Here is a 14,495-nt window from a genome sequence, read left to right on the forward strand (position 1 = left end):
AGGCCGCCCGTTCCGCGGAGCGGATCGAGGGCACGCCGAGCGGTCGACTACCGGACGAATCGATCAGTGAGGAAGTTCCGATGGACCCACGCACCCATGGACGTACGCGACGTGTGCTGACGCGCGCCGCGGTCGCGTCCGTACTGGCCCTGATGCCGATCACCGCCGTCGCGGTGCCCGCGCTCGCCGCCCCGATCGTGCTCGAGCCCGCCGACCCGATCGACCAGATCGACCCGGCACACGGCCGCCACGGGCACGGTCACGGCAGGCACGGCCACGACAGGTGGAACCACGGGCGGCACAACGACTGGGATCGGGGCCGCCACGACGACTGGTTCCGGGGCCGGAACCGGCACGACGACTGGGATCACGGCCGGCCGGGCTGGCACCACGGATACCGGCCGCCCACGGGCAGCGGTTTCTGAGTCCCTGACGTTCTTCGGGGCGAGCCGACATCGGCTCGCCCCGAAAACGTGTACGTGGTCGCCGCTGAGGCAGGCCGCCGGAGCGGCGCCGCCGACAGTCGCTGCCGAGCGCTGCTGAGGCAGCAGCGCCACATCCGACGCAGCCTTTCCGGTTGTCCGGCGAGTCTCCTACTGCGCGGCGGCGGCACTCCGACGACCGCGCAGCATCGGACGGCGCCGCGGACGGCGCACCTCCGGCGCATCGGCCGTGACCGAGGGATCCTGCACCCTGGTGTGCCCCGCCTCGATCCACTGCGCGGCATCCGGCGCACCCCGATGCGTGGAAACGGCGCCGCGGACGGCGGCCTCGCAGCGACGGGCCAGCTCGCGCCGGTCCGCGCCGGGCTGCTGCACCGGTTCCAGCACCACTTCGGCGACCATCCCGCGCGACCGCAGTACCCGGCGCGCGGAAGAGGCGAAGGTGTCCACGCCGACGAACCCGGGCACCGTGCACGGCACGCCGTGCCGGTCGAGGTATCGCAGCCGCACCGGCTGCACCGGAGTGCCGGTGTCCACAGCGGCTTGGAACAGCGCGGGCCGCATGGTGCCGTAGGCGCGGCCACACCAGGTGGTGCCCTCGGGGAAGACGCCGATCCGCTCGCCCGCGGACAGCCGTGCCCCCATCGCGGCCACCACGCCGGGCAGCTGTCGCAGGCTTTCGCGCTCGATCGGGATCACCCGCATCAACTTGGCGAGTTTGCCGAGCACCGGCCACTCCACCATGTCCGCCCGCGCCACGAAGCCGAGCGGCTGCACCGAAGCCAGCGCGACGATGTCGGTCCAGCCGATATGCCCGGTGACGACGAGCACACCGCGGCCCGGTGCTCCGAAAGCGGCCGGTGCGAGCGCGGGGCCGCCCTCATCGACGACCCCCCGCTCGTCCGCGGCCCCCCGGTTGTCGACTATGCGCAGCCGCATGCCCAGACAACCGAGCAAGAGGCGCGCGTAGCCGCGCTGCAGTGCCACGCGCTTGCCACGCGGCATCACCGCGTTCGCGACCGGGAAGCTGACCAGCAGACCGGCGACCCCGGCCAGCCGGGCGGCCACCCGTCCCGGCCCGACTTGATCGATCGAATCGAGACAGCCGGGTCCACACGGACTCGACGGCATCCACGCGTGTGCGGTGGACATGGCGGGCGGCGCGTCGAACACCACGATCCTCACCGTCCCCCGTCGAGGGTCGCGGCGGCTTCCTGTAGTCGGTTGAGGTAGCGGGTGTTGATCGTGTCCAGCCCGAGCAGCACCACGAAGTCGGCGACCGCGAAAGCCGGATCGTGCGCGGGCTCGCCGCAGACCTCCGCGCCCAGTCGCAGGTAGCCGCGCACCAGCGGCGGCAGCTTCGGCCGCGACGGCGGCGTCAGTTCGTCCAGGGGCCGGCCGTCGACGATCACCGGGTTGTACGGGTGCACCCGGCGCTCCGGGTCGGACGCGTGGCGGCCGAGCAGCAGGTCGCGCACACCGCGCACGTTCACCCCGGGTGCGTCGGCCGGGGTGTCCTGCATCGGCACCGACACGCAGCCCATCACCCACTCGTAGCCGGTGAGCTGGATGTAGTGCAGGATGCCCGCCCACATCAGGGTGAGCACCGAACCGTTGCGGTGGTCGGGGACGACGCACGCGCGGCCCATCTCCACGATCCGCATGCCCTCCGGATCCAGCTGGGCCAGATCGAATTCCGTCGCCGTGTAGTACCCGCCCGCCGCGGCGGCCCGGTCCGGGGGCAACATCCGGTAGCAGCCGACGAACTCACCGGTCGCGTCGTCGCGCACCAGCAGGTGGTCGCAGTACTCGTCGAAATGATCGGCGTCCAAGCCGGTACCGTCGTCCGGGATCCGGAAGCCGGGCTCATTGGCGAACACGTTGTAGCGCAGGCGCTGTGCGGCGACGCGGTGGTCGAGGTCGGAGGAGACCACCAGCGAGTAGCGCGACCGTTCCTCCCCGGAGTCCGTCGCTCGAGCCGGGGCTGTCAACACGGACGAAATAGTCATATCCATGATGAAGCCAGCCCGACAATGCGCCTCAGCAACCTCGAAGTGTCGCGACGATGCCCGTTCGGTGAACGAGACGGCTGTCACACCGAGCGTTTACCGAACGGTTCCACCGTGTTCGTCCTTCCGCACCGCTACCGCTTCCGACATGCGGTTCGGTCGCGCGATTCGCCGTTCTTCGGCCGGATCCCGAACTTCCCGGCGCGCCACGCACCTGACCTCGCGCCGCTTCCGGCTGGAAGCAGCGCGATTCGTCAGGTACGGGAACAACTCAGGCGGCGCGGCTCTGCTCGGCGAGTACCTTCGTCGAGGTCGTCGCCTCTTCGGCGAATCCGGGGCGTCCGGTGCCGATGAACGCGACCAGCCACGAGGCGACCGCGGCGAAGCGGTTGCGGAAGCCGACCAGGTAGAACAGGTGCACTGCGAGCCACATGAACCAGGCGATCACGCCACGGAAGGTGATGCGCTCGTTGAGCTTCGCCACCGCGCTGAACCGGCTGATCACCGCCATGCTGCCCTTGTCCCAGTAGGTGAAGGGGGTGCCGGGCTGCTTCTTGCGACGGATGATGTCGGCGGCGTGCCTGCCCTCCTGCATGGCCACCGGCGACTGACCGGGGTAGCCGTTGAGCGAGGTCATGTCGCCGATGGCGTAGATGTCGGCGTAGCCGCCGACGGTGAGGTCGGGGTTGATCAGCAATCGGCCTGCCCGGTCGGTCGCCACGCCCGTGGCCTCGGCCAGGATCTTCGCGAACCCACCCGCCTGCACGCCCGCCGACCAGACCACGGTCTCGGCGGCGATGCCGCGTTCGACGCCGTCGCGGTCCTTGACGGTGACCTTGCCCTGCTCGATGTCGGTGACGAAGGTACCGAGCAGCACGTCGACGCCGCTGCGGGTCAGCGACTTCTTCGCGTACTCCGACAGCCCGCCGCCGAACGGCGGGAGCACCTCGCCCGCGCCCTCCACGAGCGTGACCGAAACCTCCTGGTGGTAATACCGTTTCGCCAGTTCCTTCAGCTGACCCGCCACCTCGACGCCGGTCGCGCCCGCGCCGACCACGACGAAGCTCAGCAGCCTGCGCCTGGTCGGCTCGTCGGCGAGCGCGGCTTCGGCGAAGACGCGCTCGATCTGCGCGCGCAGCCGCCGCGCGTCATCGATGGTCTTGAGCGAGAAGGTCTTCTCGGCGAAATCGTCCCGGCCGAAATAGGACTGGCTGGCGCCGGTGGCCGCGATCAGCGAGCCGTAACGGATGCGGTGGCGCACGCCCTCGTGCTCATAAGTGACGATGGCCCGGTCGGGATCGACGTCGACCACCGTGCCCAGGCGCACATCGGCCTCCCGATGGCGGCGCAGGATGCCCGCGATCGGCGGCGCGATCTCCTCCGATGCGAGCACACCGGTCGCTACCTGGTACAACAGCGGTTGGAACAGATGCTCGGGCGTGCTGGAGATCAGCACATAGTCCACCCCCGACTTGGCCAGCTGCTTGGCGGCGGCGAGCCCGCCGAACCCCGATCCGACAATGACGACACCAGCGGTTTCGATTCCCGCTTCCACGTACTGCATGACAGCCTCCTTCTCTCATTACCAACCGCGATCCGGAGGGCGGATATTTCAGGTGTATGGGCGCATAATGCAGATGAGTCTTATCTCGATTCGTAATCAATAGGAGGTCGCTGTGGAACTTCGGCAGCTCACCTACTTCGTCGCGGTGTGCGAGGAGCTCAGCTTCAGCGGCGCCGCGGCGCGCTGCTTCATCTCGCAGTCGGCGATCAGCCACCAGATCTCCCGGCTCGAGCGCGACCTCGGCGTGCAACTGTTCGAGCGCTCGACCCGCTCGGTGGTGCCCACCGACGCCACCGCACGGCTACTTCCCCTTGCGAAACAAATGCTGAGCCTGGAGTCGGCGATCCGCGCCGCCGTGCGCACCGTGGGGCCGCGCATCCGATTGGCCGCGAACATGTCCTTCGCCACCCGCTCGCTGTCGGCGATCGCGGGAGCGCGCGCCGCGCACTCGGAGGCGGAGATCGAGTTCGTGATCAAGCCGTTCCGTCAGCGCATCACCGCGGTCGCCGACGGGGACTGTGATCTCGCGCTCATTCGCGGCCGCGTCGACCAACCGGGCCTCGTGGTGGAACAACTGTGGGTCGAAGACCTCGTGATCGCCACCTCCAGCGCGCATCCGCTGGCGACGAAAGACACGGTGACCCTGGCGGACCTGAGTTCGTACCCCCTGCTGCTGCCGCCGGAACAGGAACAGGTGTTGCTGCACACCGTGATTCGCAACGCGTTCGCCGAATTGCCCATGGGCCCCACCTTCGGGCCGCCCATCCCCCCGGACCACACCGCGACGATGGAGCTGATCAACCGGCCCGACGCGTGGACCGTGCTCTACGCCGAGAGCACCACGGAGGGACTGGTGGTCCTGCGATTGGCCGAGCACCAGCTGCGCATCCCGGTCTCGGCGGTGCTGCGCGCCGACGCCCGGCGCTCCCCCATCCTGAACACGCTGCTCGAGGCGCTGCACCGCTGCTGAACGGATCCGCGCCATTGCGCCGCCGCGAGCTCGGCCGATTCCGGTCGGCCACGCCGGTCCCGCGGCACCGCCCGCCCGAGTTCACGCCGATGGTGATGCCTGTCGCCTTCGGTTCGGACGTCGCGCGTCGGACAGCACCCGAACCAGGTCCCACAGCGGCGATCTCAGCCCACATCACCACCCGGCCAAACGTATCCACAGCCGAGCCCAGCCCCACTCGACGGAAATCCACCGCCACACCCGACGATCTCAGCCCGCCTCGCTGGGCGGCCTACCGTTTCGACCCGCCAGGCAGGCTCGCCGCGACAGGTGCAGTAGTCCGCACCGCCGAGACGGGCGGACACCGCGCATGCAGTGCCGCAACCCTGTTCGGCTCTCGCGGACGGGAACGGATGCGGATCGTTGCGCAGGGTCAGAGGCGCAGTTCCGTGGCTGCCAGCGCCGTTCCCTCGATGCGCGCCCGCACCTTCGCGAACGCGGTCTCCCGCGAGGTGGAGGTGTCGTCGGCGAACGGCGAGAAGCCGCAGTCGTCGCAGGTGCCCAGGCGCTCCACGGGCAGGTAGCGGGCGGCGAGCAGCACGCGGTCGCGCACCTGCTGCGGGGTCTCCACGACCGGGTCGATGGGGTCGGTGACGCCGATGAACACGCGCGCCGCGGCGGGCAGGTGCTCGGCGACCACGGCGAGCACCTTCTCCGGGTCCGGTTCGCTGGCGAACTGGAGGTAGAACGCACCGACCCGCAGTTGCAGCAGCTTCGGCAGCAGTTCGACGTAGTCCACGTCCAGGCTGTGCGTGGAGTCCTGGTCGCCGCCCGGGCAGGTGTGCACGCCGATCCTGGCCCGCTCCTCGTCCGAGAACCGGTCCAGCACCGAATTGTTGAGTTCGATGAACTGGTCGAGCACTCCCCCGCTGGGGTCGAGCTTGAGCGAGAGCCGGCCCTCGGTGAAGTCGAGTTGCACCAGGTGCGCGCCCGCGTCCAGGCAACCGCGGATGTCGGCCTCGGCCGCGTCGGCCAGATCGGCCAGGAACTGCTCGCGCGGATAACCCACGATGCCCTCGGCCGGATACAGCAGGCTCAGCGCCGACGGCGCGATGACGGCCTGCTTCACCGGCACGGTGGCTTGCTCTTTCGCGGCGCGCAGATAGTCCGCCGCGTGCGCGGCGTAGCGGAACGGACCCGCGGTCAGCCGGGGCAGCTGCCGCTGATGCCCGTCGGCGAACGGGATGATCGCTCCGTCCGGGGCCAGGTTGTCCAGCCCGGCGATCGGATACGTGGCGAAGCTCGGCTTGGTCTGCTCACCGTCGGTGACGACGGGAGAGCCGAGTTCCTCCAAACGGCGGATGGTCTCGGCCACCGCCTGCTGCTGGAGTTCGGCGAGCGCGGTGACGTCGCCGGAATCATCGGCCATGGCGGCCAGGAGGTCGTGAGGGCGAGGGATGCTACCGATCGGTTCCGTGGGGATGCTCACCGCGCGAGTGTACGTCCGCAACCTGCGGTTTCGACGCGAAATCGATTGCGGCGGAATTTCATTCGCATCGGTCACGAATTCCGTCCGACCCACCTCGGGAAGTACCACCAACTTCGCGGCGATGTTTTCCGAACTACCACAATCACGCAGGCGAACGGGATACCAGGGAACGTGAACGGCCCCGGACACGAAGTCCGGGGCCGCTCGACGGCGTGCGGCGGATCAGCCCTTGTGCGACTTGACCGCTTCGGTCAGCTGCGGCGCGACGTTGAACAGGTCGCCCACGATGCCGTAGTCGGCGATCTCGAAGATCGGCGCCTCTTCGTCCTTGTTGACTACGCCGTTCGACTCGACCAGCACTGGACGAGGTAGTTCACACCCGACGTCAGCGTTCGCGGTGTAGATAACTCGGGTCCACGCTGATCGTCCCGGTCAAGCGCCAAGCACCGCGTTCGAAAATCAGATCGCCGGACACAACAATCGGCTGCTTGCTCTGGTGGGCGCGGATCGCCCACTGGTAGTCATCGCCGACGAGCGGTACGTGCACTTTTCGCAGAAGTCCGTCCACATGTGTCGACAGCACGATGCTCGTGGCTTCTTGATCCTCGTCACCGAAGTCATCCCGGTTCAGGGTGCGCACCATACCGATCAAGGTCAGATGACGCGGCGGCTCCTCACGCCGAACCAATCGCTCTCGCACGCGAGGCAGCCCCGCCATCGCATTGCGGTCGATCACGATTCGTGAGGTCACGACTTCGGGTGGCCGCTCGCCGGCCGCCCAGTCGAAGGATAAATCGAGTGCGCGCAAGGCTTCGGGCTGCGTCAGGTCCAGCACCGACTCGACCAAACTGCCGCTCAGACCCAACTGCCCCGCACGGTCGAGAGCACGCTCGTCCCAGTCGAGTGCGAGTCGCCGCGCCGACTGCAGACCTGTCGCCAGCGTTGTCATCACCTTGCGCGGAAAAGGCACCGCTGGCGTCCCGGTCACCTGTGATGACGGAATTTCGCCGAGACGGGTGACCACGGTGAACACGAAACTGCCGCGCTTGGTGTGTCCGAGACGAATGTCGTCCTCGAGAAAGTTCGTTACCACGGCTGATCTGCGACCCCGGTGCGAGTGGGTCGGGTCGTCGGCGGTGGTCGCGGCGGCCTTCATCATCGTGAACAGGGCCTCCAAGGTGGTTTCGGCCTGCCTGAACGGGATAGTGCCGTCGTGCATTTCCTGGTCGAGTCGCACGAAGAACAAGTCAGCCCGTGCAGCGGCGATTCGTTCGACCAGTTGCGCCGGGTCCCAGTCATAGATGGTGGCGAGAGCTTGGAGTGTGTCACGAAAACGCCGGGAGAAGTCGACGTAGTCGGTCGCCAAGGGCAGCATGATCCGGCCTAGAAGGCCGTCCTCACCCGGAAGTCGCCAAATCTCCCTGACGTCTTGCTCGCGAACCTCGAGCTGCCAGTCATGGGTAGCGAGGTACTGGGACACGGCTGGGGGTGATAGCACCGACGCGACCTCCTGGAGGCTGTCGAGCGGAGTACTGTTCACCACTGACCTCCTTCGCCGATCGACCGCATGATTCCCCGCAGCCCGCCGACGTCGAAAAGGTTACTTCGGGGTAGGTGGACCGTCTTGCTGGCTTTATCGTCCTCGATCCCACGTAGGTTCGCTGCATGTTCCCAGTACATGCGGCTGGAACTTCTCAACCCTTCTTCGGAAAGATCGATCAACTGGTCGGGATCGTCCGGTATCAGTAGCACGCCGAGCAGCGCGGGGATGAATCGTTTCGGACTGACCAGCTTGAGGAACCGGTCGCGCTCGAGCGCCCATGCCAAGTGATTTGTTCTGAGCAAACGCTGCTGCGTAGTGCACTTGAGCTGAATTTCGAATTCCGGGCAATAGTACTTCGCGTACTCCGCTGATCCCACGATCGTTATGTCGACTCCGTCGTAGTCGGTTTCGTGGCTCTTGATGGAACAGCCTGCCGCAGCGGCGACCATGCGGACGAAGGCGAGGCTGAACTGTTCCTGCCGCGCGGAGATCGGGAGACCGCCATCGACGGTCGCCACCGCTCGAAAGTTGCCATTGTCTTCGACGACGCTCATCGCCCCCCGGCTCCCCTTGCCCCCACATCTTGCTACGCAGTCGCGTCCGCCAACAGTAGCTCAATGTGACTGCCAGCTCACTCATTTGGAGTGCCACCAGCCAAAAGGTGGCCCTGACCTGACGGTCAGGGCCACCTTCGATTGCGCGAGCGGCGGATCAGCCCTTGTGCGACTTGACCGCTTCGGTCAGCTGCGGCGCGACGTTGAACAGGTCGCCCACGATGCCGTAGTCGGCGATCTCGAAGATCGGCGCCTCTTCGTCCTTGTTGACCGCGACGATGGTCTTCGAGGTCTGCATGCCTGCGCGGTGCTGGATCGCGCCGGAGATGCCCAGGGCGATGTACAGCTGCGGGGAGACCGTCTTACCGGTCTGGCCGACCTGGAACTGGCCCGGGTAGTAGCCCGAGTCCACCGCGGCGCGCGAGGCGCCGACGGCCGCGCCGAGCGAGTCGGCCAGCGCCTCGACGACCGAGAAGTTGTCGGCCGAGCCGACGCCGCGGCCACCGGAGACCACGATGCCCGCCTCGGTGAGTTCCGGACGGTCACCGGCCACGACCGGCTCGCGCGAGGTCACCTTGACCACGCCTTCTTCCTGCGCGGGCACCTCGACGGTCACCTTCTCGCCCGCACCGGCCTGCGCCGAGGCCTCGACGGCGCCCGGGCGCACGGAGATCACCGGCACGTCGCCGGTGGCCTTGGCGTCGACGGTGAACGCGCCACCGAAGATGGAGTGCACCGCGGTGCCGTCGGACTTCACGTCGATCACGTCGACCAGCAGGCCGGAGCCGATGCGGGCGGCCAGGCGACCCGACACCTCCTTGCCCTCGGCGGTGGCGGCGACGATGACCGCGGCGGGCGAGGCCGCCTCGGTCAGCCCGGCCAGCACGTCGACCTTCGGCGTCACCAGGTAGTTCTCCACATCGTCGGACTCGGCGATGTAGATCTTCTCGGCGCCCGCGGCGGCCAGCGCGTCGGCCAGCTTCTCGCCGGTGCCCGCCGTGCCGAGCACGACGGCGGCGGGCTCGCCGAGGGCACGGGCCGCGGTGAGCAGTTCGGTGCTGACCTTCTTGATCGCACCTTCGGCGTGCTCGACGAGCACAAGTACTTCTGCCATTTGTGTTCTCTCCTAGGAAGTCTGCAGCGCTGCCGAGATCAGATGATCTTCTGGCCGATCAGGTACTGGGCGATCTTGGTGCCGCCGTCGCCTTCGTCCGCGATCTTCTCGCCCGCGGTGCGCGGGGGCTTCGGCGTGGCCGCGGTGACGGTGGTGCCCGCGTTCGCGACACCCACGGTCGACGGGTCGACGCCCAGGTCGGCCAGCGTGAAGGTCTGCACTTCCTTCTTCTTCGCGGCCATGATGCCCTTGAAGGACGGGAAGCGCGGCTCGTTGATCTTCTCGGTGACGCTGACGATCGCGGGGAGGGTGGCCTCCAGCTTGAACACGCCGTCGTCGGTCTCGCGCTCGCCGGTGATCTTGTCACCGTCGACGGTCAGCTTGCGCAGGTGCGTCAGTTGCGGCAGGCCCAGGTATTCGGCGATGATCGCCGGCACGGCGCCCGCCCGGCCGTCGGTGGCCTCGTTGCCCGCGATGACCAGCTCGACACCTTCGACCTGACCGAGCGCACTCGCCAGCACCCACGCCGTCTGCACGGCGTCGGAGCCGTGGATGGCCGGGTCGTTGATGTGGATGGCCTTGTCGGCGCCCATGGACAGCGCCTTGCGGATGGCCTCGGTGGCGCGGTCCGGACCGGCGGCCAGCACGGTGACCTCGCCGCCCTGGGCCTCCTTGATCAGCAGCGCCTCTTCGACGGCGCGCTCGTTGATCTCGTCGAGAACGGCGTCGGCGGCCTCGCGGTCGAGGGTGTAGTCACCATCGGTCAGCTTGCGCTCGGACCAAGTGTCGGGAACCTGCTTGATGAGTACGACGATGTTCGGCATCGGTCTTCGTCGACCTCCTGTTCTGGTTACGCGTATGTGGTGGTCGCACGAGCTGCGCCGTACGCCCGGGTGGGTGGCTCAGGCCGTGACATTACCTTACGTTAAGTTACCCGTGGGTAACTTAGTGGCTTCTCTCTCACAAGTGGTTACCACGCGATACAGTGCGCCGGTTCGGCGACCCCTTCCAGGGCCGCCCGAAGCCGCACTTCGGGGCCGACCGGGTGGGGTGTCCCGCGCGGATGCCGTGCCAGTAACGTCGGAGCGATGAGCGAGGCTGTGATCCCTGCCGCAGTGGTCGACCCGACCGGCATCAGCGCGAACCCCGAGACGAGCACCGGCGCCGTCGAACCGCTGCCGCTGACCGGCGAGCGCACCGTTCCCGGCATCGCCGAGGAGAACTACTGGTTCCGCAGGCACGAGATCGCCTACGCCCGGCTGCTCGACCGCTGCGCCGGAAAGACCGTGCTGGAGGCGGGGTCCGGCGAGGGCTACGGCGCGGACATGATCGCCGAGGTGGCCACCAAGGTGATCGGCCTCGACTACGACACCAGCGCGGTCGAGCACGTGCGCGCACGGTACCCGCGCGTGGAGATGATCCAGGGCAACCTCGCCGAACTGCCGCTGGAGGACGCGTCGGTCGACGTCGTGGTGAACTTCCAAGTGATCGAGCACCTCTGGGACCAGTCCCAGTTCCTGCGGGAATGCCTGCGCGTGCTGCGGCCCGGCGGCGAACTGCTGATCAGCACGCCCAACCGGATCACCTTCTCCCCCGGCCGCGACACTCCGCTCAACCCGTTCCACACCAGGGAACTGAACGCGGCCGAGCTGACCGAACTACTGGTCGACGCCGGTTTCGAGGTCTCCAGGATGATCGGCGTGCACCACGGGCCCGGACTGAAAGCCCTGGACGCCAAGCACGGCGGGTCGTTCATCGATGCCCAGATCGAACGGGCGCTGGCCGGGCAGCCGTGGCCCGCCGAACTGACCGCGGACGTCGCGAGCGTCACGGTCGAGGACTTCACGCTGGTGGAGGCGGACATCGACGCGAGCTTGGATCTGGTCGCCATCGCGGTGAAGCCTTGACCGATCGCAGTACCGTGCCCGGCGGGCACGCCGCAAGCCCCGTGCCGGGCCAGTTCACCCTGGTCCTGCACTCTCACCTGCCCTGGCTGGCCCATCACGGCCGCTGGCCGGTCGGCGAGGAATGGCTCTACCAGTCCTGGGCTGCCTCCTACCTGCCCGTGGTGGAGGTCCTGCGCACGCTCGCCGCGGAGGGCCGTTCGCATCTGCTCAGCCTAGGCATCACTCCGGTGCTCGCGGCGCAGCTGGACGATCCGCACTGCCTTGCGGGCATGCACCACTGGCTGGGCAACTGGCAACTGCGCGCCGACGAGGCCGCCATGGCGGGCAATGTCGCGCTGGGCAGACACGAACACCGCCTGGCCGCCGCGGCGCTGGCCGAGTTCGAGCAGCACTGGCGGCACGGCGCGGCGCCGGTCTGGCGCGCGCTCGTCGACGCGGAGACGATCGAGTTGCTCGGCGGCCCGCTGGCCCACCCGTTCCAGCCGCTGTTGGATCCGCGACTGCGTCAGTTCCAGCTCACCGAGGGCCTGGCGGACGCGCGGCACCGCTGGGGTCGCACACCCACCGGCATCTGGGCGCCGGAATGCGGATACACCCCCGGCATGGAGGCCGGTTACGCCGCCGCGGGTGTGACGCATTTCATGGTCGACGGCCCAGCGCTGCGCGGCGACACCACGCTCGGCCGTCCGGTGCGGGATTCGGACGTGGTCGCGTTCGGACGCGATCTGCAGGTGAGCTACCGGGTCTGGTCGCCCAAGTCGGGCTATCCCGGCCACGCCGCCTATCGTGACTTTCATCACTATGACCATGCGACGGGTCTCAAACCCGCCCGGGTCACCGGCAAGACCGTCGCGGGCCCGGACAAGGCTCCCTACGATCCCGCACTGGCCGCCGCGTCGGTCACCCGGGACGTGGAGGACTTCGTGCGAACCGTCCGCGAGCGGTTGATCTCCGAGTCCGAGCGGATCGGGCGGCCCGCCCTCGTCGTCGCGGCGTTCGACACCGAACTGTTCGGTCACTGGTGGCACGAGGGACCGCAATGGCTGGCGCAGGTGCTGCGCGCGCTGCCGGAGGCAGGCGTCACCGTGGGCACCCTGGCGGACGCGCGAACCCGCGGCTACCTGGGCGAACCGGTGCCGCTGGCCGACTCGTCCTGGGGTTCGGGCAAGGACTGGCGGGTGTGGGCGGGCGAGCAGGTCCGCGATCTGGTCGAGCTGAACGACGACATCGTGCGGCTGACCCTCGACACCGTCGACAAGATGCGCGCGGCGCAGGGCGGCGCCCCCGGTCTGCGCGATCGGGTGGCCGATCAGCTCCTGCGCGAGGCGATCCTGACCGTCTCCAGCGACTGGGCGTTCATGGTCAGCAAGGACTCTGCCGCGGGCTACGCGCGCGACCGCGCGCACCGCCACGCGCACGCGGTGCGGGAAATCGCCGCGGCCGTCGGGGCGGGCCAAGTCGCCAAAGCACGGCAGTTGGCGGCAGGATGGGGGGCGGCTGACGGACTCTTCCCCGGCGTGGACGCGCGACGACTCACCTCCGCGGGGTCCGTACCCAGCGTCACCGGGGCGATATCCGCCGCCGCGCCAGGACCGGGCCCCGCCACCGCGGACCACGGACCGGAACCGGCGAACCCGGGCTCGGCCGCAGAAGGACTTGCATGAAGATTTTGATGGTGTCGTGGGAGTACCCACCGGTCGTGGTCGGCGGGCTCGGTAGGCACGTGCATCACCTCGCCGTCGAACTGGCCGCGGGGGGCCATGAGGTGGTCGTCCTGTCCCGGCGGCCCTCCGGCACCGACTCCTCGACGCATCCCACCCACTCCTACATCGCCGACGGGGTGCTGGTGGTGGCGGTCGCGGAGGACCCGCCGCTGTTCGACTTCGGCGAGGACATGCTCGCCTGGACGCTGGCCATGGGCCATGCCATGGTGCGCGCGGGCGTCGCCCTGGGCAAGCCGGGCATCGGCGACGGCTGGACGCCCGACGTGGTGCACGCGCACGACTGGCTGGTCGCCCATCCCGGCATCGCCCTGGCCGAGTACTACGACGTGCCGCTGGTGTCGACCATCCATGCCACCGAGGCCGGGCGGCACAGCGGCTGGGTCGCGGGCAAGGTCAACAAGCAGGTGCACTCGGTGGAGTGGTGGCTGGCGAACGAATCCGACGCGCTGATCACCTGCTCCTCGTCCATGCAGGACGAAGTCGAGCGGCTCTACGGTCCGGAGCGGATCCCGATGACGGTGATCCGCAACGGAATCGACGTGGGCGCGTGGACGTTTCGTCCGCGCTCGCCGCGCAGCGGTCCGCCGCGGCTGCTGTACGTCGGCAGGCTGGAGTACGAGAAGGGCGTGCAGGACGCGATCGCCGCGCTGCCGCGCATCCGCCGGGCCCACCCCGGCACCACCCTGACCGTGGCGGGCGTCGGCACCCAGTTCGAGTGGTTGCGCGAGCGCGCCCGGGTGCACCGCGTCGCCCGCGCGGTGACCTTCGCCGGACAGCTCGACCACGCGGAACTGCTCGGCTGGCTGCACGGCGCCGACGCGATCGTGCTGCCCAGCCGGTACGAGCCCTTCGGCATCGTCGCGCTGGAGGCGGCCGCGGCGGGCACCCCGCTGATCACCTCGACGGCCGGTGGCCTCGGCGAGGCGGTGATCGACGGCGTCACCGGTGCCTCGTTCGCGCCGGCGGACGTGGACGGCTTGGTCGAGGCGGTCCGCGCCACTCTCGACGACCCCACCGCCGCGCAACAGCGGGCCTACGCCGCCAGGGAACGGCTCACCGCCGATTTCGCGTGGGATGTGGTGGCCGCGGAAACCGCCCAGGTGTACCAGTCGGCCAAGCGGCGGGTGCGCAATCCGCTGGGCCGCCCGACCATCGTGGAACGTCCGCTGCCGGAACGCGATCCGAAGTAACCCCGCCCG

The 14,495-nt window shown here is 68.7% G+C and carries 13 protein-coding genes and 1 pseudogene; 5 read left to right on the forward strand and 9 right to left on the reverse strand.

Going from position 1 to position 14,495, the window contains the following annotated elements; genetic code table 11:
- Positions 1-80 precede the first annotated feature (80 nt).
- The gene (locus tag IU450_RS09970) at positions 81-425 is read left to right on the forward strand and encodes a hypothetical protein (RefSeq protein WP_195149409.1); all 345 of its coding nucleotides are present in this window, start codon (positions 81-83) and stop codon (positions 423-425) included.
- Between the two features lie 168 nt (positions 426-593).
- Here the strand turns inward: IU450_RS09970 and IU450_RS09975 are convergent, their stop codons facing one another.
- The 3 genes from IU450_RS09975 to IU450_RS09985 form a co-directional block, all read right to left on the reverse strand.
- Complete coding sequence (locus IU450_RS09975) at positions 594-1,628, reverse strand: lysophospholipid acyltransferase family protein (RefSeq protein WP_324197607.1); 1,035 nt, start codon at positions 1,626-1,628, stop codon at positions 594-596.
- Entirely contained in the window at positions 1,625-2,452 is an 828-nt protein-coding gene (locus tag IU450_RS09980; RefSeq protein WP_195149410.1) for a GNAT family N-acetyltransferase, read from the reverse strand. Before IU450_RS09980 ends, IU450_RS09975 begins: the two co-directional genes overlap by 4 nt.
- Positions 2,453-2,723: 271 nt before the next feature.
- Positions 2,724-4,016, reverse strand: coding sequence for an NAD(P)/FAD-dependent oxidoreductase (locus IU450_RS09985; protein ID WP_195149411.1), 1,293 nt, complete (start codon positions 4,014-4,016; stop codon positions 2,724-2,726).
- Between the two features lie 112 nt (positions 4,017-4,128).
- Between IU450_RS09985 and IU450_RS09990 the strand changes: the two genes are divergently transcribed.
- On the forward strand, positions 4,129-4,986 hold the full coding sequence (locus IU450_RS09990) for a LysR family transcriptional regulator (RefSeq protein ID WP_195149412.1): 858 nt from the start codon (positions 4,129-4,131) through the stop codon (positions 4,984-4,986).
- A 412-nt stretch (positions 4,987-5,398) separates the two neighbouring features.
- Here the strand turns inward: IU450_RS09990 and IU450_RS09995 are convergent, their stop codons facing one another.
- The 6 genes and pseudogenes from IU450_RS09995 to IU450_RS10020 form a co-directional block, all read right to left on the reverse strand.
- The gene (locus IU450_RS09995) at positions 5,399-6,454 is read right to left on the reverse strand and encodes a 5-methyltetrahydropteroyltriglutamate--homocysteine methyltransferase (RefSeq protein WP_195149413.1); all 1,056 of its coding nucleotides are present in this window, start codon (positions 6,452-6,454) and stop codon (positions 5,399-5,401) included.
- Positions 6,455-6,676: 222 nt separating this feature from the next.
- A pseudogene (locus IU450_RS10000) lies at positions 6,677-6,790 on the reverse strand (electron transfer flavoprotein subunit alpha/FixB family protein); the annotation flags it as partial.
- 49 nt (positions 6,791-6,839) lie between these two features.
- Positions 6,840-7,994, reverse strand: a complete 1,155-nt coding sequence (locus tag IU450_RS10005; RefSeq protein ID WP_228834205.1) for a hypothetical protein — start codon at positions 7,992-7,994, stop codon at positions 6,840-6,842.
- Positions 7,991-8,551, reverse strand: coding sequence for a DUF4365 domain-containing protein (locus IU450_RS10010; RefSeq protein WP_195149414.1), 561 nt, complete (start codon positions 8,549-8,551; stop codon positions 7,991-7,993). Before IU450_RS10010 ends, IU450_RS10005 begins: the two co-directional genes overlap by 4 nt.
- Positions 8,552-8,708: 157 nt before the next feature.
- Entirely contained in the window at positions 8,709-9,665 is a 957-nt protein-coding gene (locus IU450_RS10015; protein ID WP_181718793.1) for an electron transfer flavoprotein subunit alpha/FixB family protein, read from the reverse strand.
- A gap of 38 nt (positions 9,666-9,703) precedes the next feature.
- Positions 9,704-10,489, reverse strand: coding sequence for an electron transfer flavoprotein subunit beta/FixA family protein (locus tag IU450_RS10020; protein WP_195149415.1), 786 nt, complete (start codon positions 10,487-10,489; stop codon positions 9,704-9,706).
- Positions 10,490-10,753: 264 nt separating this feature from the next.
- On the opposite strand from IU450_RS10020, the gene IU450_RS10025 reads away from it, so the two are divergent.
- From IU450_RS10025 to IU450_RS10035, 3 genes are read left to right on the forward strand one after another with little or no spacing between them, the layout of a single operon-like run.
- Positions 10,754-11,572: a class I SAM-dependent methyltransferase gene (locus IU450_RS10025; protein ID WP_228834206.1), complete on the forward strand. Its 819-nt coding sequence runs from the start codon at positions 10,754-10,756 to the stop codon at positions 11,570-11,572.
- Positions 11,569-13,236: a glycoside hydrolase family 57 protein gene (locus IU450_RS10030; RefSeq protein ID WP_228834207.1), complete on the forward strand. Its 1,668-nt coding sequence runs from the start codon at positions 11,569-11,571 to the stop codon at positions 13,234-13,236. The genes IU450_RS10025 and IU450_RS10030 overlap by 4 nt, the downstream gene beginning before the upstream one ends.
- The gene (locus IU450_RS10035; protein ID WP_195032497.1) at positions 13,233-14,486 is read left to right on the forward strand and encodes a glycosyltransferase family 4 protein; all 1,254 of its coding nucleotides are present in this window, start codon (positions 13,233-13,235) and stop codon (positions 14,484-14,486) included. The genes IU450_RS10030 and IU450_RS10035 overlap by 4 nt, the downstream gene beginning before the upstream one ends.
- The last annotated feature ends 9 nt before the right edge of the window (positions 14,487-14,495 follow it).

The organism is Nocardia abscessus (assembly GCF_015477775.1).
Lineage (GTDB): Bacteria > Actinomycetota > Actinomycetes > Mycobacteriales > Mycobacteriaceae > Nocardia > Nocardia abscessus_A.

Excerpts from the sequence above, each read along its gene's own strand:
- IU450_RS09970 (WP_195149409.1), top strand. The coding sequence starts at position 81 with ATGGACCCACGCACCCATGGACGTACGCGACGTGTGCTGACGCGCGCC.
- IU450_RS09980 (WP_195149410.1), bottom strand. The coding sequence starts at position 2,452 with ATGACTATTTCGTCCGTGTTGACAGCCCCGGCTCGAGCGACGGACTCC.
- IU450_RS09985 (WP_195149411.1), bottom strand. The coding sequence starts at position 4,016 with ATGCAGTACGTGGAAGCGGGAATCGAAACCGCTGGTGTCGTCATTGTC.
- IU450_RS10010 (WP_195149414.1), bottom strand. The coding sequence starts at position 8,551 with ATGAGCGTCGTCGAAGACAATGGCAACTTTCGAGCGGTGGCGACCGTC.
- IU450_RS10015 (WP_181718793.1), bottom strand. The coding sequence starts at position 9,665 with ATGGCAGAAGTACTTGTGCTCGTCGAGCACGCCGAAGGTGCGATCAAG.
- IU450_RS10020 (WP_195149415.1), bottom strand. The coding sequence starts at position 10,489 with ATGCCGAACATCGTCGTACTCATCAAGCAGGTTCCCGACACTTGGTCC.
- IU450_RS10025 (WP_228834206.1), top strand. The coding sequence starts at position 10,754 with ATGAGCGAGGCTGTGATCCCTGCCGCAGTGGTCGACCCGACCGGCATC.
- IU450_RS10035 (WP_195032497.1), top strand. The coding sequence starts at position 13,233 with ATGAAGATTTTGATGGTGTCGTGGGAGTACCCACCGGTCGTGGTCGGC.